Genomic DNA, 21,512 nt, shown 5'->3' with positions numbered 1-21,512 from the left:
TCAGTGATTCGGGTAAGCGAGCGCAGTTAACCCCCTGTGGTTCCAAGGACAAAAAATAATCCTCAAAGTCATTGGAGCCACAGGTAGGCAGCCAGCGAACGCATCCCGATGAGCTGACTCAAGTCAGTGATTCGGGTAAGCGAGCGCAGCTAACACCCCTGTGGTTTCAAGGACAAAAAAAATCCTCAAAGTCATTGGAGCCACAGGTAGGCAGCCAGCGAACGCATCCCGTTGAGCTGACTCAAGTCAGTGATTCGGGTAAGCGATCGCAGCTAACACCCCTGTGGTTCCAAGGACAAAAAAATAATCCTCAACGTCATTGGAGCCACAGGTAGGCAGCCAGCGAACGCATCCCGTTGAGCTGACTCAAGTCAGTGATTCGGGTAAGCGAGCGCAGCTAACACCCCTGTGGTTTCAAGGACAAAAAAAATCCTCAAAGTCATTGGAGCCACAGGTAGGCAGCCAGCGAACGCATCCCGATGAGCTGACTCAAGTCAGTGATTCGGGTAAGCGAGCGCAGTTAACACCCCTGTGGTTCCAAGGACAAAAAAAATCCTCAAAGTCATTGGAGCCACAGGTAGGCAGCCAGCGAACGCATCCCGTTGAGCTGACTCAAGTCAGTGATTCGGGTAAGCGAGCGCAGCTAACACCCCTGTGGTTTCAAGGACGAAGAGGAATTAGAAATCGTAGCTGGCCCCTACCATATACCGACGACCATCCAACACCTTATCATTCACTTCAATATCAACACGCTTATCCAGCACGTTATAGACCCCTCCCATTAGGCGGAACTCTTTCGTAAGCTGATAGTTAGCCCCCAAATCGACAAAGGTATAGGATGGTGTGCTGCCGCCGATACTGGTGCGATTGAGGTACTCAGAGGTTTTACCTCGGTAGTTGGCGCGCACCCAAGTTGCTAGCTCTTCACTTGCCTGCCAGTTCAGAGTGCCATTCAGCATGTGTTTAGGCATCTGATTCAGCGGTTGACCGGAGAACTGACCACTCTTCTGCTCAGATTGGGTAAAGGTGTAGTTGGAGGTCAGTGACCAGGCTTTGTTGATCTCCCAACCGAAAGTGGCTTCCACACCACGGGTAATGGCTTTATCGACGTTGGTGCGGTCACTGATAAATTTATAGCTAGTGCCATTGATCATACATTGGCCGGACGCATTACCGGTGGTGTCAGTGCATCGGCGCACTTCGGTAATTTTGTCTTTAAAGTCAGTATTAAACAACGTCACACCCGCGTTCATACCCTCTTGATCATCCCAGAGAATGCCAATTTCCTGGCTGAGACTTCTTTCCGGTTTCAGGTTGGCATTACCGATAATGATGGCGGGATCACCACGGCCACCACCGGTGATTTGCCCCCAGTTTTCGGTGGCCTGACGTAGGTCAGGTGAACGATAACCTCCCGATACCCCGCCCTTTAATGTCCATTGCTCTGCCAAATGCCAAACGCCGTATAACCGTGGCGTCCAGTGGGTGCCATAGTTCTCATCTTGATCCATGCGCACGCCGCCGGTCAGGGCGAAATCGTTGGTCATCTGCCACTCATCTTCAGCAAACAGTGCCCAACTCCAGCGGGTTAATTTGGTTAAATCTTTGGCTGAGGCTAATTGGTTACCGGTGTCATGTAGCTCTTCATAGCGATATTGACCGCCCAGAATAAGGGTGTGATTATCCAGCAAAAATGAGGTCTGGGTATTAAAGATATTATCGACAATTTTCATTTCCCGTGATGGATTACGGGTTTCATCGCGCTGAACATAACTGGTTGAATTACCAAAATCATAATAGCCGTGATGGGTAATCGCATAATTATTGCGGTCATATTGCACATCACTGCTTTTACCGCTTAATACCACTGAGCGTCCTGCCGTTGAATTACGGTCTTGCACATAGTGGCCAATATCAAAATCAAATTCATTTTTATCATCGGGTGTCAGGGTAAATGTCGCTGCACCATTTCTTAGGCGTTGCTCATTATAACCATCGACGATTTTATCTTCGCTACGATGAGAAAGCAGGCCGCTGACTTTTAATCCCAGTAAGCCATCAATTAATGGGCCGGAGGCGTAGGCATTAGTCTGGAATATATCACCGGATTTAGAATCTTCCTGCAAAGTGGCATCAGCGCGCACTGTCCCGTGCCACTCTTTACCCACCTTGCGGGTAATCACGTTAATCACGCCGCCCATGGCATCTGAGCCATACAGTGAGGACATCGGACCACGAACCACCTCGATACGCTCAATGGCAGCCAGTGGTGGCAACCAGCCCTGCTCGATACCTGAACCATCACTGTTTGGCCGTGTACCACGGGTATCCACACGTTTACCGTCCACCAGAATCAAGGTGTATTTCGCCGACATCCCACGAATGCTGATATCACTGTGGCTGCCGCCACCAGTCACCACTACGCCGGGAACATCTTTCAGCGCATCGGTAATATCGGTATAGGCTTTATTTTCGATTTGCTCGCGGGTCACCACAGAAATAGACGCCGCAGAGTCTTGAATACGCTGTTGGAAGCCTGATGCGGTGACAACCATGGTGTCGATAGGGGTATTACTTTGTTTAGAAAGATTAGTTTCAGAGATATTTGCTTCAGCAGCATGTGCCTGAGATGAAAGAATGACAGCGATAACTAATGCCGCAGATTTTGTTTTCCTAAAAGTCTGATTTACCTTATCCATTACACGTTCTCCATGAGGTATAAATTTACTCAGAGCCTTTCCGTCAGGTTCTTTTTGCATATAACGATGCCGCCTGTCGGGCAGGTGAAAGTTATTTGTTATCAATTTCGGCAATAGCTCACTACAGCAGAAATAGTGCTTCCCGCTATTTCTGCTTAATGCTTGATTATTATTATGTAAAACCTGTTACTGGCGGAATATACCCAAAGTTATTGGGGTTCCGTTATTAAACCATCAATTAATACTTGCGGAGTGCCTTGCGAGCAGCGTTCAATACGCCCTTTCACCCCGTACACTTTGGCCAGACTCTGCGGGGTAATCACCGCTTCCGGCAATCCATCCGCAATCAGCGCGCCATTTTGTAACATCAGAACATGGTCGCCATGGCGCAAGGCAATATTGATGTCATGCACCACAACCACGGTAATAATATTGCGTTTGCGCGTCTCCTTGCTGACCAAATCCATCACATGGAACTGATAATTCAGATCCAGCGCACTCAGTGGTTCATCGAGCAATAACAGTGACGGTTGGCGGATCAGTGATTGCGCTAAACCCACCAACTGCTTCTGGCCGCCGGAGAGTTGATCCAGATAACTGAGCGCCAGATGGGCAATCCCCAGTTGCTCAAGCAGCGCCATCACTTCGGCTTCACTGCTGGCATTGCTGCGACCACCCGAGGCCCGTTGCGCCACAATAATGGATTCCAGCACGTGGAGATGCACGCCAGCGGGCAATGATTGCGGTAAATAGACCACTTTTTCCGCCCGCTGAGCAAAGGGCATCTGCATTAGATCCTTGCCATCAAGCCACAGCTGCCCTGCTGCGCGGTTCAAGCCCGCCAGTGAGCGCAACAGTGTTGATTTCCCGCTACCGTTTGGCCCGAGCAGTACCGTGATTTTGCCTCGTGGCAACAGCGGCACCGTCAAATCCTGAATCACTGGCCGCTTGGGGTAGCCCGCATTAAAGCGCTCAATACGTAAGCCCGAAGTCATACATTTCCCCTATGGCGCAAAATAATACTCAGGAAGAAAGGTACGCCCACCAGCGAGGTGACAATCCCGACCGGAATAATGACGCCCGGCACCAGGTTTTTCGAGGCAATCGAGGCCATGGAGAGCACCAACGCGCCAATCAGGGCGCTGGCGGGCAGGTAGAAGCGGTGGTCTTCACCAAACATCATGCGCGCAATGTGTGGTGCCACCAGCCCGATAAAGCCAATCGGCCCGACAAAAGCCACCGCCAGTGCCGATAACATGCTGATACGTAACAATGTTCCCAGCCGTAAACGGCGAACATCAATACCAAAACTGATCGCCCGATCTTCACCTAAACGCAATGCCGTCAGCTTCCACGAACTCATCATCGACAGGGGCAACATCAGGGCAAACACCGCCAGCATGACACCCAGTTTGGTCCATGATGCCCGCGCCAAACTGCCCATCGTCCAGAACACCAAACCTTGCAGCGTATCTTCGCTGGCGATGAACTGCATCATCGACACCAACGCATTAAAGGTGAAGACCAGTGCGATACCGAATAGCACCACGCCCGAGGTCGCGACGCGCGTCCAGCGGGTAATGCCGTCCAGCATCAATGCGGCAAACACCGCAAAAATAAAGGCGTTAACCGAGATAAACCACTGATCCGGCACCCCCGGAATACCAATGCCCGAGACAATCGCCAGTGCCGCACCAAATGCGGCTGCCGATGAGACACCCAGAGTAAAGGGGCTGGCCAGCGGGTTATTCAGGATAGTCTGCATCTCTGCCCCGGCGAGCCCGAGCGACAAGCCGATCACCACGGCCATCAATGCATAAGGTAAACGGATATCCCAAACAATAACGCGCGTACCGGCATCGGCGCTGGCGGGATCAATTAATGTCTGCCAGAGCGACGACAGGGCTAAACCCGAAGGCCCCATGGTGAAATCCAGTAGCAAACAGCCAAGGATGGCGAGCACTAGCCCCGCCATGATTAATAGACGGTGACGCACAATATTCTTATAGCGCCCCATCACATTAACATCAGCTTCGCTGGATGTTTTTGTCATGGGTTCAGTGGTTATACTCATTCTTCCGTTACCTGTTACGAGCCATTATTGCTGCTTAAAACTCATGTTTTCGTTGCTAGCACCCAACGTCCAATAAGTATCCGTTTGGCTCGGCAGAGGGAGAAACGACGAATTCAATATGGCGCTAACAATAAAGCAAACGATAATAATTATCAATAAGGTTGATATAATTGATTGGGTATAATTTTGTGTAACCCTATATTTTATAATGTAATTTACGCGGCGCTGCCCAATAGGCCAGAATTTGGTAGGAAGAGTGGCGGTGTATCAGCGAAATTTTTTGCCTATTTAGGGCCTGATAGAGTGACATATCGCTTAAATAACAAGCAGATTGCTGCTATAGAAAAGGGCGATACAAATATCGCCCTTCCATAACTACGACACTATGTTGACCACAAGGTCATGTTAGTCAGAGATCAGCACCGTTTTTTTCGGCTCCAGATGGTCTTCGCTGTCATCACGCCATTTCGGGAATTCCATCTCTTTATATTTGATAACCTTAGTGCCACGGGTCAGTTTGTAGCCGAACCAAATCACCAGGAACAATGGAATACCGATATAGGTTGCGGTCACGCCATACCAGTCAATACGGTCTTGCAGGAATGCCTGGTAGTTCTGCCCCAAGGTAATGATCAAACAGAGCACAAAGGCAAAAATCGGCCCCAGCGGGAAGAAACCAGACTGATACGGCAAGTCGTTCAAATCGCGGCCCTGCATCATATAGCCACGGCGGAAACGATAGTGGCTGATAGCAATGCCCAACCAAGCGATAAAGCCAGTCATACCTGAGGTATTCAGCAACCACAGATACACGGTTTGGTTACCAAACATCGAGCTAAGGAAGCATAAACCCGCGACCACTGTAGTGGCATACAAAGCATTACGCGGCACGCCGCCCTTAGAGAGTTTGGCAAAAATCCGTGGCGCTTTGCCTTCGGAGGCCAGCGTAAACAGCATCCGGGTTGAGGCATACATGCCAGAGTTACCAGCAGAGAGTACTGCCGTCAGGATAACCGCATTCATCACTGCCGCCGCTGACAACAGGCCTGCATTTTGGAACACCAAGGTGAATGGGCTGACACTGATATCTTTAACGTCATTACGTAACAGACTTGGGTCGGTATACGGAATAATCAGGCTGATAATCAAGATGGCGAAGATATAGAACAGCAGAATACGCCAGAATACTTTACGCACAGCACGAGGAATGTTTTTGCCCGGATCTTTTGATTCACCAGCGGCAATGCCAATCAGTTCCGTCCCCTGGAAGGAGAAGCCGACAATCATCGCCACCCCAATCATGGCGGAGAATCCACCTGCAAACGGCGCATCACCAATGGTCCAGTTGTGCCAACCTGCACTTTCGCCCCCTTTCATGATGCCGCTAATCATCATCACACCAATAATGATGAAGACAACAACCGTGACCACTTTAATCAGGGAGAACCAATACTCCGCCTCACCAAAACCTTTGACTGAGATGTAGTTCAGCAAGAACATCAGGGCGAGGAATAGCGCACTCCAGATCCAACCTGGCGCGTCGGGGAACCAGTAATTCATCACCAATTGTGCGGCGACCAAGTCCACGGCGATAGTCACCGCCCAGTTGTACCAGTAGTTCCAGCCGAGGGCGAAGCCGAAGCCCTCCTCAACATATTTAGAGCCGTAAGTTGAAAATGAGCCTGATACGGGCATGAAAGCCGCCAGTTCACCGAGGCTGGTCATCAGGAAGTAAACCATCAGACCAATCAACGCATAGGAGAGCAGTGCGCCCCCTGGGCCTGCTTGTGATACGGTTGCCCCAGAGGCAACAAATAAACCGGTACCAATAGATCCGCCGATAGCAATCATGGCTAAATGCCGTGATTTCAGCTCTCGTCGCAAACGCTGCGCGCCCTGCGGCACTGGGGTTTTAGTATTTTGCTGAGTCATTATTACCCTAATCCACCCTTAAAAAATAAGGCGGGATTGTAACAAATCCCACCGACTCGGATAGTAACAATGCACTGATATAAGATACCTTCATGATCCCAGCGCAATTATTAGCAAAAGCTCAAGTGCCAGTAAAAACACTTTGCCGCAGGCTGTTTTTGCCGCAATAAGCCACAGCGTTGGTGTAAAACACTAAAAATCTGCAGCCCTACGCGAGTGATTCGCTTTCGGCTGACCCACGTCATTCAGTTCTCTTCCTGGCAATAACTCAGGAAACGCTGCAAGGCGTTAGAGATGTGTTTTTGCCGATGGTGAATCAAATATAAGGTACGAACCAGTGCGGGTAGCGGGATATTCAGCTCAATTAATTCGCCACTGGCAAGTTGATCGGCGATCACCCTTCGCGATAGGCAACTGATGCCCATGCCATAGCGCACTGCCCGCTTAATAGCCTCCGAATTGCCCAACTCCATCACCAGTTTAAAGTGCGGCAATTTCGCTAACAGCAGATGATCCAACACTTCACGCGTGCCTGAGCCGCGCTCACGCAAGATCCAGTCGGCACTCGCCAGCTCATCCAGAGTCAACATTTTGTGGCATAGGGGATTATCCGGCGCGGCAAAGACCACCAGCTCATCTTGCAGCCAAGCCTGTGTCATCAACTCCGGCATATGACACGGCCCCTCAATCAGCCCCAGATCACAGCGAAAATCAGCCACTGCCTCAATCACATCCTGACTGTTACCGATATTCAGCTCCAGAGGTGTGCCGGGGAAGTCACGGCGATATTTAGCAATCATGCCCGGTAACATATAATTGCCAATGGTACTGCTGGCGGCGATACGTAATGCCGCCAAACCTTGCAAAAAAAGCTGTTCTATTTCCATTGTTTGGTCAAGTAATGCCAAGGCTTTAGGGTAAAGCAACCGCCCATGTTCATTGGTGACCAAACGCTTACCAACCCGATCAAACAGTTGCACCCCTAATTGCCCTTCCAAATCCGCCAACGCCGCGCTGACTGCCGATTGTGAAAGCGCGAGCACAACCGAGGCTTGGGTCGTAGAGCCGCTTTTCAGCACCTCGGTAAAGACTTCAAGTTGACGTAAGGTTATGTGCATAACGGTCTCTGTAGTAAAAAATGGAGGACGCTATCATCACTTTGCTCGTCAGTTACTGGATGAACCGAGCTAACTTATTAGTTGTAAATACCATCACTGACGAGAAAGCATATAGCCTCAATTACCGTATAAGACTAACACCTTTGAGCAAAATCGGGAGGTTATCGGCGGAGGAAATTAAGCGACGAAAGGGCTATTCATTATCATCTGATTGAAAGAATACATAATAAACAAGTGCGACAACAGAACTGATAACTATGTTTAAAATCAACCAGATAATCAATAGATAACTGAAAGTATGGAAGAGTGGGATACCGCGATCAGCTTTGAACGGATTAAAATGCGGCAGAGGGGTAATATGAAAAGGGTTCAAGTTATATAACTTGAAAAAATAAGCGAGCAAATAGGGAGGGATCAACAAATAAGTAAGTGAAGCAATTATCATAACCGCCCACAACGATTTTTCATGTCTACCTTTTTTCATATTAAAAGAAGCCTGTACCAGATTCTGTGTAATTACCATTGATGCCAGCGAGTATACCCTGCAAGAGAACCACCTTTACTACGCTGAAGCTTGAGTATATACAAACACAATTTAAAAGGATTTTTCATATGAGAATAGCTATAGGCTCAGGAGCGCTATTAATACTTGCAGGATGCACAAGCAACCCCCAACATTTAGCGCTATCACACCGAGAAGAAGCCGTCATTCAGTCAACTCACACCATTATAGATCAGACAAAAACGGTTTTTCCGCTTAATGATTACCCGCAAAATGTGGATAAATGGATACCTCCTACAGCACCTAATTATCACAGCCCATTTATCAACTCAGCTCAACAGAAGATCTATTTTAACGCACTAATGCGCCATTACTTTGGGCAGAATAGCGATGATAAATCGCCTTGGAACCCGCGTTACATTAATCCATTGTTGGGGGATGGCGGCGCAGTAAAAGACAGTATATCTAGACAGGTTAATCGGTACACCCATCCAGAAACCCGCTATTATGGCGAGAATTTCATGCTGTTGGACGCCACGTGGAAAGAAAAGATGCGCGCTCTGGCTTCAGTGTCAGTCGCCCATAACTATATGCCTTCATCACGAGGGATAACCCTAGAAGAAACCGCTGTCAGGTTACTGCCTACCGCCTACCCCGCGTTTAACGACCCGAGTCAGGCTGGAGAAGGATATCCTTTTGATACATTACAGAGTTCAGCTGTTCACCCTGGCACCCCTATTTATATTGCTGATACCACTGAGGATAGATCATGGAGTTACATTATTACTCCTACGGTGATGGGCTGGGTAGATAGCTCAAACATCGCCAAAGTTGATGGCGTATTTATCCAAAAATGGACAGCAATGGCCGAAAAAAATCTTGGCGCGGTGATTAATGATAATGCCAACTTTGTCGATAATGGCGGGGTATTTAGATTTACTGCGCGGACGGGAACATTGCTCCCGTTAAAAACAGTCAATGGTAAAAAGGTCGCCGCCATACCCATCAGTAATAATAAGGGAAAGGCCGTGATTCATTATGCATCATTAGCAGATAATACGATGCACCAGGTCCCTATTCCTCCTACGCCGGAGAATATCGCTCATTTAATGAAAAACATGCAGGGTAAGAACTATGGATGGGGGAATATTTACGGCTTCAATGACTGCTCAGCCGAAATAAGAAATCTGCTGCTGCCTTTCGGTATTTTCCTGCCCAGAAACTCACTGGCACAATCCCTTAGTGGGGAGAGAGTCGATCTGAGCGATTTATCTACCGAGGAGAGAATCGAGTATCTGACGCAGCAGGGTAAACCATTCACCACCCTGATTTATATCGGCGGGCATGTGATGCTCTATATTGGCAATACAAACTGGGCGGGCCACACCGTGCCGATGACCTATCAAAACCTGTGGGGGTTAAGACCCACCAATGCATCAAGCCGCAGCATCATCGGGAAGTCAATTTTCTTCCCTTTACTGCCTCAATATCCAGAGGCCCCTGAGCTTAGATCTCTTGCCGGGAAAGCTGAATTTATCCTCACATGGCTTAACTGATATAGAGCATCAATGGTGTCTTAAAGGGCACCATTGATTGATATCGTCGGGTTGCTGGCTGTATTGGCCCCTCCACTGCAATACTCTGGATTTGGTGCAATCCATATTATTTGTATATACAGAAAATGCCAGAAAACTAATAATATAACTAATTATTATCCAGAAATTCAATGATGGCCTCATTACACATGGCATCCATTGTTTATTCCGATTGTTTAAGCTAATTAATACTCTTATTAACTCATTGTGCTGCTTATTTTATAGACTTATCCTTCTCCATGATGTAATAAGCTATCGTATATTCACTGTTTGGATATCATTAATTATCTTATGTATCAGTATATTACCAATAGCTATCCACATCTGAAATCTATGGATGAATTTCAATTAGCGAGGTATTACTTATGAATAACACGATTAAGTATTTGCTGCTTTTTTTAGCGACTTCAACCATTTCTACCTATGCCAGTGCATGTGAACTCGCAGGCGGAACTGCGGAGGAGTGTGAGGCGGGGTGTATGATGGCAGAAGATTTTGATGCTTGTGTTTTTGGCTCTACTCAGAACCCAAATAATCCCACTGACCCGAATGTAACGATGCAAACTAATCAGCCAACATCCCACTAAATTTATTTTCAGGCATACCTATTTGGGGTATGCCTGCTTCACTGATAGCAGAAGTGCCACTGACTTTGACCCACCTTTTTCCCTAAAAATCACATACCAGTTATATCGATTGATTATAAATATATAATGAATTTATCTATTATCGCCAAAGTCGTTAAACTATCCGCAATCTTTACAGGTAATAGGATATAAAACATGGCGACTTCTCATACGAAAGAACTCCCTCGACCACAGCAGTTTACCCTGCCCCGCTATATTCCGGGCTTGGTGTTAAGCGGTGTGATTACTGGGTTGGCGCTTACCGTGGGTGATATGCCGTGGTTTATCAATATGGGGCTAGGTGCCCTGACGTTGGCGATTATATTCGGTATCGTCGTCGGCAATACACTCTACCCGTGGGTGCAACCGGTTTGCGCTGACGGTGTGATGCTCGCTAAACAACACTTGCTGCGATTGGGGATCATTTTGTACGGCTTCCGTTTGACCTTCCAGCAAGTGGCGGATGTCGGTGCAACCGGGATGCTCATTGACTTGTTAACCCTCAGCTCCACCTTTATCTTGGCGTGCTGGCTGGGTAAACGTGTTTTCGGATTGGATCAGCAGACCGTGATGTTGATTGGTGCTGGTAGCAGCATTTGTGGTGCCGCCGCCATTATGGCGACCGAGCCAGTATTGAAAGCGGATGCCAGCAAGGTGGCGGTCGCCGTTGCCACTGTGGTGATTTTCGGTACGCTGGCGATTTTTGTCTATCCGTGGCTGTATCAGCTAAATCTGCATTACCAATGGCTGCCGTTTAGCCAGGAAACCTTTGGTATCTTTGCTGGCTCAACAATTCATGAAGTGGCACAGGTGGTGGCCGCCGGACATACCATTGGTCCTGATGCTGAAAATGCGGCGGTTATCACCAAAATGATCCGGGTGATGATGTTAGCGCCGTTCTTGCTGTTACTTTCCGCCTATCTTGGCCGTAGCAGCCAGAAAACCAGCGGAGCACAACGGGAGAAAAGTGCCATCACCATCCCTTGGTTTGCAGTGATATTTATTCTGATGGCCGGTTTTAACTCCCTCAATCTGCTGCCAGCAGCATGGGTCAGCCATCTGATTACACTGGATACTATTTTGTTGGCAATGGCGATGGCAGCATTGGGGCTAACCACCCATATTGGCTCCATTCGTCAGGCGGGGGTTAAACCGCTATTACTGGCACTGCTGCTGTTTGTCTGGCTGCTGGTTGGCGGGACAGGCATCAACTTACTGGTTCAGCATATTGCCGCATAAAATAGTATTACCAAGGTTCGCCGACAAACCTCGACGACGCGATCTCAAGAGGTGAGGACAGGTAGAGGAGTAAAGCGTCCGCGCCAAGGATGGCACGGCTCAAGCCTCCAGGGATGCTTATTTTTACAAAGGGAATACGGCGTCTTTACGATCTGCCTGTTCTCTCCGCCACCGCCACTTTGTCAGTAATATCCCCTTTTCTTTTATCCACCTTTTCCACCATTCAATCATTCCGCTATCAATGCCATAATGGTGCGGTTACCAAAGGAGAGTGGAATGAAATTTGTCGGAGCACACGTTAGTGCCGCAGGGGGAGTCGATCAGGCGGTCATTCGGGCGCATGAACTTGAGGCCACTGCCTTCGCCCTGTTTACCAAAAATCAGCGCCAATGGCGCGCAGCCCCGCTCGCGGAAGAGGTGATTGAGAAGTTTAAGCAGGCCTGTGAGCAATATGGCTACACTTCGGCTCAAATTTTGCCTCACGACAGCTATCTGATTAACCTTGGCCATCCGGTCACTGAGGCGCTGGAGAAATCACGCGAAGCCTTTATTGACGAAATGGCCCGCTGCCAACAACTGGGGTTGTCATTACTGAATTTCCACCCCGGCAGCCATTTATTGCAAATTGATGAAGATAAGTGTCTGGCGCGCATTGCCGAATCAATCAATATCGCACTGGATGCCAGTGAAGGCGTCACGGCGGTGATCGAGAATACCGCCGGACAAGGCAGTAATCTGGGCTTTAAGTTTGAACATCTGGCCGCCATCATTGACGGCGTAGAAGATAAAAGCCGTGTTGGCGTCTGTATTGATACCTGCCATGCTTTCGCCGCGGGTTATGATTTGCGTACCGAAACCGATTGCGAGCACACCTTCAAGCAGCTCGGTGATATCGTCGGCTTCCAGTATCTGCGCGGTATGCATCTTAATGATGCGAAAAGCGAATTTAACAGCCGTGTCGACCGCCATCACAGCCTCGGTGAAGGTAATATCGGCAAAACCGTGTTCAGCTATATTATGCGCGATCCGCGTTTCGATAATATTCCGCTGATTCTGGAGACGGTAAATATGGATATCTGGGCCGAAGAGATAGCCTGGTTGAAGTCGCAAGCTGAAGTTTAGCTGAATGGCGTTTAGCCGAATAAGATTGAGTGAGTATGTTTGAGGCAATATGAAAAAACCGGCACTTGAGGCCGGTTTTTTTATGTGTACGCAGACTGCACTAACTGAAAAGCGTTACGCGACTTTCGCGACCACTTCATCAGGACGTTTCAGCATGGCGTATGCACCACCCGCCAACACAGTACCGGCGATAATTGCCACCAGATATAACAGCACTGGATGGATAGCCCCTGGGATCAGCAGCACGAACAAGCCACCGTGTGGTGCCATCAGTTGTGCGCCGAATGCCATAGAGAGTGCGCCCGTCAGTGCGCCACCGGCGATACAGCACGGCAAGACACGCATTGGGTCACGGGCAGCAAAGGGAATCGCCCCTTCAGAGATAAAGCACAAGCCCAGAACCAACGCCGCTTTGCCCCCTTCTTGCTCGCCTTTGTCGAACTTATGACGTGCCAACAGTGTTGCCAGACCCATTGCCAGCGGTGGAACCATCCCCGCCGCCATGATGGCTGCCATAGGGGCATAAACTGAAGAGCTCAGCAGTGCCACACCAAAGGCGTAGGCCGCTTTATTCACTGGCCCGCCCATGTCGGTACACATCATCGCACCGAGGATAGCCCCCAGCAGTACCGCATTCGCTGTACCCATGGATTGCAGCCAATCAGTCAGGCCAGTCATGATTTTTGCTACCGGCGTACCGACCACATAAATCATCACCAAACCAACAATCAAGCTCGCCACTAGCGGGATAATCAATATCGGCTTGAGCGCCTCCATACTTTGCGGCAAGTGCAGCTTGGTGCTGATGGCTTTCGCGACGTAACCGGCGAGGAAACCGGCAATGATACCGCCAAGGAAGCCCGCACCGGTGCTCACCGCTAACATACCGCCAATCAAACCCGGAGTCAGACCAGGGCGGTCAGCAATGGAGAAGGCAATAAAACCGGCCAAAACCGGTACCATCAGGGCAAAGGCCGAACCGCCACCGATTTGCATCAAGGCCGCAGCCAGAGTGCCTTTCACTTCAAAGGCTTTGATACCGAACACGAAGGAGAGCGCGATACACAAGCCCCCCGCTACCACCATCGGCAGCATGTAAGAGACACCGGTCAACAGGTGACGGTACGGGCCGCCAGTTTCTGTTTTTTTGGTGCCGGTGCTGCTGCCGGTTTTTGGCTGATAAACCTCAGCTTCCACCAGCGCCTTATCCAGTTCTTGCACGGTTTTCTTCAGCGCCAGACCAGTGGTCGTGCGGTACATCGGTTTACCCGCAAACTTATCGAGATCCACTTCGATGTCAGCCGCCACGATCACCAGATCAGCCGCCGCCACCTCTTCAGGTGTAATGGCATTGCCTGCGCCAACGGAGCCACGGGTTTCAACCTTCACCCACCAGCCACGTTTTTTCGCTTCACTTTCAATGGCTTCAGCCGCCATAAAGGTGTGCGCCACGCCCGTTGGGCACGCCGTAATTGCCACGATACGTTTCGGGCCGCTGGTGGCAGCAACAGGAGCAGATGCCGCAACCGCCGCCTGATAGGGTTTGGCCTGCGCAATGGCTTGGGCCAAGAAAGCCTCCGGATCGCGGACCGCTTTTTCTACATCACCGATATAAAGCTTTTTGCCGTTCAGCGCGCCGTCAGCTGGAACTGATTGCCCAGCGACAATCACCAGCTCCGCATCAGTTGCGTTCTCAACCCAGCTCAGTCCTGCTTTTGCCGCCGCAGCACCCAACATCAGTGTCGCGAGATGGCCTCTGGCCTGCCCGAGCGAACTGTCTATTATTAGTAGCGTTTTCATTTCGCCTCCGGAGATTAATTAAAGGGTTTCAGGTCGACTTTTGCCATCATGGCGGCTAACTGCGGGCGATCCGTAATACCCACATTGCTCTGACTGACGGCCAAAGCAGCGACTGCTGTCGCCAGACGCAGCGTGTGTTCGCTGGACTCGCGCATTAATAATCCGTAGATCAAGCCACCCACCATGGAGTCACCGGCACCGACGGTGCTGACCACTTCACAAGCAGGCGGTTTTGCCAGCCAGGCACCGGAGGCGTTGACCCACAATGCCCCTTCCGCGCCGAGAGAGATAACCACATGGGCAATCCCCTCATCACGCAAGGCGTGCGCGGCTTCCACCACATCACCCAGCTCAGGTAATGGGCGACCGGCCCAAATTTCCAGCTCACGGCGGTTCGGTTTCACCAACCATGGCGAGGCTTTCAGCCCAGCAACCAGTGCTTCACGGCTGCTGTCGAAGATGATGCATGGGCACTGGGAACGCAGACGTTTCATCCAGTCAGTGAAGTCATCTGGATTGACGCCCGCGGGCAGGCTGCCACTGACCGCGACCATGTCGAATTGCCCCAACCAGCTCAATGAGTCAGTCACGAAACGATCCCAATCAGGTTTGGTCACTTCAAAACCGGAGAAGTTAAAGTCGGTCACTTCGCCATCTTTTTCGGTCAGTTTGACGTTAATGCGGGTACGGCCCGGCACCACCTGAAAACGGTTGGCGATACCCAGTTCGCTGAATAACAGCTGGAAGCCATCTTGGTTATCTTTACCCAAGAAACCGCCGACGGTGACATCAATCCCCAAGTCTTTCAGTACCTTGGCAACATTGATCCCTTTACCGGCGGCATGTAGACCAGCGGTTTTCACCAAATTGACTTCACCACGTTCGATTTCAGGGCAGAAGCCCACCAGATCGTAAGCAGGATTCAGCGTAATAGTTGCGACTCTTCTGCTCATGCTGCCCCCTCGCCCAAACCGGCGGCGATAGCTTCACCAATAGCATCCAGTGCTGCCTGTGCATCTTCACCGCTGGCGGTAAAGCGTAGGCGATTACCTTTTTTAACCCCTAAAGCCACAACTTTCATCAGACTACGTCCATTAGCGGGTTTACCGGTGCCGTCCAAGTTGGTCACGGTGATTTCACTGGTAAACTGTTTGATTGTATTGACTAAAATCGTCCCTGGTCGCGCATGTAATCCGTGTTCGTTACGAATAACAAATTCAGCGCTTAATACTTCGCTTTGCTCAATATACTCACTGGTCAGCAGTGCCAGCAGTGCGGCGGCATCGGCGTTCAGCAAGAGATCAGCTTTTTTCGCCAGCAGCAGGTCACTGAGATAGTTCAGCACCGACAGCGGTTGGTCATCAGCCACAGAGAGAGTCAGCAGCAGAGCCACTTTTTCGCCATGGTGCTCAAAGGCCGTCGCTGGACGACTCACCGTGGCGGCGCTGACCAAATTGCCCTCGGTGCTGTCGCTCAGCCAGATACCCTGCCCCAAATTCAGTGGTTCGCGGGTAATCACATCACTCACAAAGCGGGCATCAACTGCGCCGATTTGCTGTAAACGACCTGCGTTCAGCGCTTGCAGCGTGATCAGGTTGTCCGCCGCCACATCAAGGGCGATCAGTGAGGTGTCGAAATGGAATTCAGCGGCTTTTTTCTCGCCCATCAGCAAGCTGCGTAACTCTTCAGCCGAGGTGGTTTTTGCCAGTTGCGCAGCCACTGCATCATCACTTAATACGTGCGTTAACTGGCGCAGTAAGGCCAAGTGCTCATCAGAACGGGCGGCAATGCCGATAACGATATAGGCGGTTTGATCTTCGCCCCACGCGATGCCCTGCGGGAATTGAAACACCTGTACGCCGGTGTTCAGCACTAAGTCGCGGGTATCAGTGGTACCATGTGGGATGGCGATGCCATTGCCGAGATAGGTAGATGTTTGCTGCTCGCGGGCCAGCATGCCATCAACATAAGCGGCAGCAACGCAGCCGGCTTGAGTCAGCGCAGCTGCCACCTGAGTGATAGCCTCTTTTTTGCTGTCTGCTTGTGCAGCCAAATGGATATCTTTCGTCGATAACTGGAACATATATCTCCTCTCTTGCTGAAGTTGAATCGTTTCAGCTTTAATGAGAAACAGGAGCGTTACCCTTTATCATCTGGTGACGAGATAACGCTGAAACGTTTCAAGGAGTGTGTTTCCAGCTAAGAATATATGCAAGTTTTCTGCTTTTATTCTTGATGGATTTTTGACATTCCGCACATTTTTGCTGTGAGCCGGTTTATGTCAGCCGTAAAAGAGCCAAACTAGCTGATGATTGCTGACACTTATTTTAAAGGAGAGAATTCGATGTCTGTTGTAGTAGGCGTGGGCGTTATTATCGTCAATCAACAAGGTGATGTGCTGTTGGGTAAGCGTTGCAGTCAGCATGCCCCATACTGGTCGATCCCCGGTGGTCATATGGAGGCAGGCGAGTCATTTGAGCAGGCGGCTAAACGCGAGATTTTCGAAGAAACGGGCTTAGATATCAATGAGCTGAATGTCATTGCGCTGTGTAATAATATCGCTACTTGGCGCGATGAGGGCAAACATACGGTTTCAGTTTGCTTGCTGGCGCAGCATCCCGGAGGGCAGCCTGAGCTGAAAGAGCCTGATAAGTGTCAGCAATGGTTATGGTGCAACCCACATGAGTTACCTGAGCCGCATTTTGAAGCCAGTCGCCACGCCATCGATTTATGGCTAAATCAACAGTTTTACCGGACTTACGACTAAAAAATAGCGCTATATAATTAATTATATAACCAGCAATTTCAGCTGGTTATTTGCCCTGTATCGCAAAAAATCGTTCATTCCTCGCATTTATATTCAGCAAATCTGAACTAAAATAGCTAAATACCTCGTTGGGGTTAGCCATCAGTAGAAAATCGCCCTACAATAGACCCACTTATATTATGGGATAGATGTCTCGCTATTGGATAAGTTTTTGTTGGCAGATTATCTGGCATTTTAGTTATTCGTGCATTTGATCCGTCTGTTTTACCAATAATTATTAGATAATTTACAGTGGGTGCAATTATGAGCAAAAAACAGACTGGCTTCGTGAAACGACGCCGGTGGGGATGGTTATGGATACTGCTGATCGGCATCATCATTGGTGCGGCGTTATTGGCAGGTACCGCCACCGTCTTCCATAAAACCAGCGACACCGCGTTCTGCGTCTCCTGCCACACCATGCAACAGCCGTTGGCTGAATATCAGGGTAGCGTCCACTTCCAAAATACCAAAGGCATCCGTGCTGAATGTGCTGACTGCCATGTTCCCCACGAACCACTGGACTATTTGTGGACCAAAATCCGCGCGGTGAAAGATATCTACGGTGAAATGGCTGGCACTATAAATACACCAGAGAAATATGAAGCCCATAAACTTGCCATGGCCCAGTCGGTCTGGAAAACGCTGAAAGAGAATGATTCAGCTACCTGCCGCTCGTGCCACAGTTTTGATGCCATGGATATCACCGGGCAAAGTGCTGAAGCCCGCATTCAGCATCCAGTGGCAATTAAAAAGGGTGAAACCTGCATCGACTGCCATAAAGGTGTCGCCCACATCTTGCCGGATATGAGTGAAATGACCCAAGCAGGCGCTGCTGAATTGGCAACCGCCGCCGCGCAAACGCCCGCCAGTGCCACCACGCTCTATACCATCGCCACTGAGCCGTTCTTTATGAACGCCGGTGATAGCCATAATGCCGGTAACCTGATGCCATCGACGCAAGTTGAGGTGCTGAAACAGCAAGGTGACCAGGTGTTGGTGGATGTTAAAGGCTGGCAGCAAGATGGGGTAGCAGAAGTGTTCTATGCCGCCCAAGGCAAGCGCATCCTGAGTGTGTTACTGGGTGATGACGCGCAAAAAGCACTGAAAACCCTCAGCACCCAAACTGACCCGGAAACCCAATTGGTGTGGCATCAGGTCGCCCTTCAGGTGTGGTTACCGAAGAAACAGCTCGTTGATGATCAACAGAAAATCTGGCGCTATGCCGCCGATATGATGTCAGCTAACTGTACCGGTTGCCACGGCTTGACGGCACTGGACCGCTTCAATGCGAACCAATGGATTGGGGTAATCAAAGGCATGGCACCACGCACCTCCCTGACACAGGAGCAGTTGCGCGTGATGACCCAGTACGTACAAAAACATGCCAGTGATATGCCGGCCAAGCTGTAAATAAGAGGCGAAAATGACTAAATACGAAACACAACCCTTACAAATGAGCCGCCGTCGCTTCTTACTGGGCAGCAGTGCCTTGGCTGTCCTACCCCTGGTTGGCGGCCTGTGGCCTAAATCCGCCTTGGCGGAAGCCATCAGTCAGGCTTTACCGCAGTTTCTGGCGCTGCGTCAGGCACAGAAAGGGATTCTGACTGGCGCGCATTGGGGTGCATTTGAAGCCATCGTTGAGAACGGCCGCATGGTCGGTGTTCAGCCGGTCAAAGATGACCCTTGGCCGAATGATCTGATCACCATGGCCCCCTATCAGGTGCATGCCGATAACCGCATCAAATATCCGATGGTGCGTAAAAGCTGGCTGGAAGGCGGCCCCGGCAGCCATACCGAACTCCGTGGTCGTGATGAGTGGGTGCGGGTCAGTTGGGATAAAGCCACCGAATTAGTGTGTAATGAGATTGTGCGAGTACAGAAAGATCACGGCCCGCAGGCGCTGTACGCCGGTTCTTATGGCTGGAAAAGTGTCGGCATGCTGCACAATAGCCGCACCTTGCTGCAACGCTTAATGAATCTGAGTGGCGGCTTCCTTGGCTATGCTGGCGACTACTCCACCGGTGCCGCACAGGTGATTATGACCCACGTAATGGGGTCAATGGAGGTTTACGAACAGCAAACCGCGTGGCCGAATGTGGTTGATAACAGTGAACTGGTGATTCTGTGGGGCTGTAACCCGATGATCACTCTGAAAAATAGCTGGAATATCCCCGACCATGTGGGCCAAACCGGCTTTGAAGCGCTGAAGAAAAAAGGCACCAAAGTCATCAGTATTGACCCGGTGCATAATGACAGCGCCAAATTTACCAATGCGCAATGGATCGCCCCGCGCCCCTATACCGACAGCGCCATGCTGATTGGTATTGCTCACACCTTACTGACTGAGAAGCTGCATAATCCCGACTTTATCAAGACCTACACCATCGGTTTTGACAAATTCCAGGCGTATCTGTTGGGGGAAACTGACGGCCAGCCGAAGAGCGCAGAATGGGCGGCAGATATCAGTGGCGTGGATGCTGATGTGCTGCGTCAACTGGCGCGGGATATGGCGAAACAACGCACCATGATCATGGGCGGCTGGGGGATTCAACGCCAGCACCATGGTGAGCAACAGCATTGGCTGCTGGTGACCGTCGCCGCGATGCTTGGCCAAATTGGCCTGCCAGGCGGTGGTTTTGGTTTCAGCTATCACTACTCCTCTGGCGGCAGCCCGACTGCTAAAGGCGGTATTCTGCCGGGGATCTCGGCCGGTAACGCGCCGAAGAATTCACCGTCGCCAATTCCGGTGGCCCGTATTGCCGAGTGTTTGGCGAATCCAGGGAAAACCATTGATTTCAATGGCACCAAAGTGACCTATCCGGATGTCAAAATGGTCTACGTAGCTGGCGGCAATACCTTCCATCAGCATCAGGACACCAATAATTTAGTGAAAGCCTGGCAGCATCCGGAAACTATCGTAGTGAATGAGCCCTACTGGACGGCAACCGCGAAATACGCGGATATCGTGCTACCAGCCACCACCAGTTATGAACGTAACGATCTGGAGATGGGGGGTGACTATTCGCAACTTTATGTCTTCCCAATGCACCAGTGCGTGCCGCCACAGCATGAGTCTCGCAGTGATTTTGATATCTTCGCCGCGATGGCTACCCGTTTGGGGGTGATTGATGCCTTTACCGAGGGCAAAGATGAAACCCAGTGGTTGAAATCGATGTATGACGACATGAAATCGCAGGCCCGCACGGCGCGAGTGGCGCTGCCGCCGTTTGATATGTTCTGGGAGTCAAATAACTATATTCGCTTCCCGATCCCTGAAGCGAATAAGCAGTGGGTCAGGTTTGCTGACTATCGTGAGAATCCGCTACTCAATCCGCTTGGTACGCCGTCCGGTAAGATTGAGATCTACTCCGATACTATCGCTAAAATGGATTATGCCGATTGTCAGGGGATCCCGACCTGGATGCCACCACACGAGTGGTATCGCGGCGTAGAGGCGAAGAGATATCCACTGTCACTGAATACCGCACATCCTATCAATCGGCTGCATTCGCAGTTAGATAATACGCCGCTACGTGAAAAATACGCGGTGGCCGATCGCGAGGCGATATTGATCAGCCCACAAGATGCCAGCGCCCGTCAGATTGTGAATGGTGATTTGGTGCGAGCATTTAATGATCGTGGGCAGATATTGGTCGGTGCCGTGGTATCAGAGGATGTACGTCCAGGCGTAGTGCGGATCAGTGAGGGTGCATGGTTTGACCCTGCCGAGCCGTCAGTGCCGGGTTCTATCTGTAAAAATGGCAATATCAACTGCCTGACTTTCGATATCGGCTCTTCCAGTCTGGCGCAGGGTAACTGTGGGCAGATGGCGCAGCTTGAGATTGAGAAGTACACCGGGCCGGTGCTGAAAAATACCGCTCATAGTGTGCCCGCAGGGGCATAGTGGTTAGGTGAATCAAGGGTTGACCGCTCCTACGGGGACTCCGGCGGCTTACGCCGCTTACAACCCAAAGGGTACGTTTCCTCTTGGTTCAG

General features: G+C 50.3%; 15 protein-coding genes. 7 read left to right on the top strand and 8 right to left on the bottom strand.

Going from position 1 to position 21,512, the window contains the following annotated elements:
* Positions 1 to 677: 677 nt before the first annotated feature.
* From ACZ76_RS16160 to yieE, 5 genes are all read right to left on the bottom strand, one after another.
* Positions 678 to 2,699 carry a ligand-gated channel protein gene (locus ACZ76_RS16160; protein WP_048619836.1) on the bottom strand — a complete coding sequence of 674 codons (2,022 nt, stop codon included), beginning with the start codon at positions 2,697 to 2,699 and terminating at the stop codon, positions 678 to 680.
* A 209-nt stretch (positions 2,700 to 2,908) separates the two neighbouring features.
* Positions 2,909 to 3,694, bottom strand: a complete 786-nt coding sequence (locus tag ACZ76_RS16155; protein ID WP_048619835.1) for an ABC transporter ATP-binding protein — start codon at positions 3,692 to 3,694, stop codon at positions 2,909 to 2,911.
* Positions 3,691 to 4,773 (bottom strand): FecCD family ABC transporter permease, encoded by a 1,083-nt coding sequence (locus ACZ76_RS16150; RefSeq protein WP_048619834.1) that lies wholly within the window; start codon positions 4,771 to 4,773, stop codon positions 3,691 to 3,693. Before ACZ76_RS16150 ends, ACZ76_RS16155 begins: the two co-directional genes overlap by 4 nt.
* 405 nt (positions 4,774 to 5,178) lie before the next feature.
* Positions 5,179 to 6,705, bottom strand: coding sequence for an amino acid permease (locus ACZ76_RS16145; protein ID WP_048619833.1), 1,527 nt, complete (start codon positions 6,703 to 6,705; stop codon positions 5,179 to 5,181).
* Between the two features lie 245 nt (positions 6,706 to 6,950).
* Positions 6,951 to 7,823, bottom strand: coding sequence for a DNA-binding transcriptional regulator YeiE (gene yieE / locus ACZ76_RS16140; protein ID WP_048619832.1), 873 nt, complete (start codon positions 7,821 to 7,823; stop codon positions 6,951 to 6,953).
* 612 nt (positions 7,824 to 8,435) lie between these two features.
* Here yieE and ACZ76_RS16130 point away from each other — a divergent pair.
* From ACZ76_RS16130 to nfo, 4 genes are all read left to right on the top strand, one after another.
* Positions 8,436 to 9,881, top strand: a complete 1,446-nt coding sequence (locus ACZ76_RS16130) for an SH3 domain-containing C40 family peptidase (RefSeq protein ID WP_071840546.1) — start codon at positions 8,436 to 8,438, stop codon at positions 9,879 to 9,881.
* A 404-nt stretch (positions 9,882 to 10,285) separates the two neighbouring features.
* A complete protein-coding gene (locus tag ACZ76_RS19265; RefSeq protein WP_144413928.1) occupies positions 10,286 to 10,507 on the top strand; it encodes a hypothetical protein in 222 nt (73 codons plus the stop codon).
* A 195-nt stretch (positions 10,508 to 10,702) separates the two neighbouring features.
* Positions 10,703 to 11,785, top strand: a complete 1,083-nt coding sequence (locus tag ACZ76_RS16125; RefSeq protein ID WP_048619831.1) for a YeiH family protein — start codon at positions 10,703 to 10,705, stop codon at positions 11,783 to 11,785.
* Between the two features lie 276 nt (positions 11,786 to 12,061).
* A complete protein-coding gene (nfo, locus tag ACZ76_RS16120; protein WP_048619830.1) occupies positions 12,062 to 12,907 on the top strand; it encodes a deoxyribonuclease IV in 846 nt (281 codons plus the stop codon).
* 114 nt (positions 12,908 to 13,021) lie between these two features.
* On the opposite strand, the gene fruA is transcribed toward nfo, so the two are convergent.
* From fruA to fruB, 3 genes are read right to left on the bottom strand one after another with little or no spacing between them, the layout of a single operon-like run.
* Positions 13,022 to 14,707, bottom strand: coding sequence for a PTS fructose transporter subunit IIBC (gene fruA / locus ACZ76_RS16115; RefSeq protein ID WP_048619829.1), 1,686 nt, complete (start codon positions 14,705 to 14,707; stop codon positions 13,022 to 13,024).
* A gap of 14 nt (positions 14,708 to 14,721) precedes the next feature.
* Positions 14,722 to 15,660: a 1-phosphofructokinase gene (gene fruK / locus ACZ76_RS16110; protein WP_048619828.1), complete on the bottom strand. Its 939-nt coding sequence runs from the start codon at positions 15,658 to 15,660 to the stop codon at positions 14,722 to 14,724.
* A complete protein-coding gene (fruB, locus tag ACZ76_RS16105) occupies positions 15,657 to 16,790 on the bottom strand; it encodes a fused PTS fructose transporter subunit IIA/HPr protein (RefSeq protein ID WP_048619827.1) in 1,134 nt (377 codons plus the stop codon). The genes fruK and fruB overlap by 4 nt, the downstream gene beginning before the upstream one ends.
* Before the next feature lie 261 nt (positions 16,791 to 17,051).
* Here fruB and ACZ76_RS16100 point away from each other — a divergent pair, with 261 nt between their 5' ends.
* The 3 genes from ACZ76_RS16100 (at position 17,052) to torA (ending at position 21,420) form a co-directional block, all read left to right on the top strand.
* On the top strand, positions 17,052 to 17,474 hold the full coding sequence (locus ACZ76_RS16100; protein ID WP_048619826.1) for a nucleotide triphosphate diphosphatase NUDT15: 423 nt from the start codon (positions 17,052 to 17,054) through the stop codon (positions 17,472 to 17,474).
* Positions 17,475 to 17,777: 303 nt separating this feature from the next.
* Entirely contained in the window at positions 17,778 to 18,926 is a 1,149-nt protein-coding gene (locus ACZ76_RS16095; RefSeq protein ID WP_048619825.1) for a NapC/NirT family cytochrome c, read from the top strand.
* A gap of 13 nt (positions 18,927 to 18,939) precedes the next feature.
* Positions 18,940 to 21,420 carry a trimethylamine-N-oxide reductase TorA gene (gene torA / locus ACZ76_RS16090; RefSeq protein WP_048619824.1) on the top strand — a complete coding sequence of 827 codons (2,481 nt, stop codon included), beginning with the start codon at positions 18,940 to 18,942 and terminating at the stop codon, positions 21,418 to 21,420.
* Positions 21,421 to 21,512 lie beyond the last annotated feature (92 nt).

It is taken from the genome of Yersinia aleksiciae (genome assembly GCF_001047675.1).
In the GTDB taxonomy this organism is placed as follows: domain Bacteria; phylum Pseudomonadota; class Gammaproteobacteria; order Enterobacterales; family Enterobacteriaceae; genus Yersinia; species Yersinia aleksiciae.
This window is presented reverse-complemented; position numbering and strand designations above follow the sequence as displayed.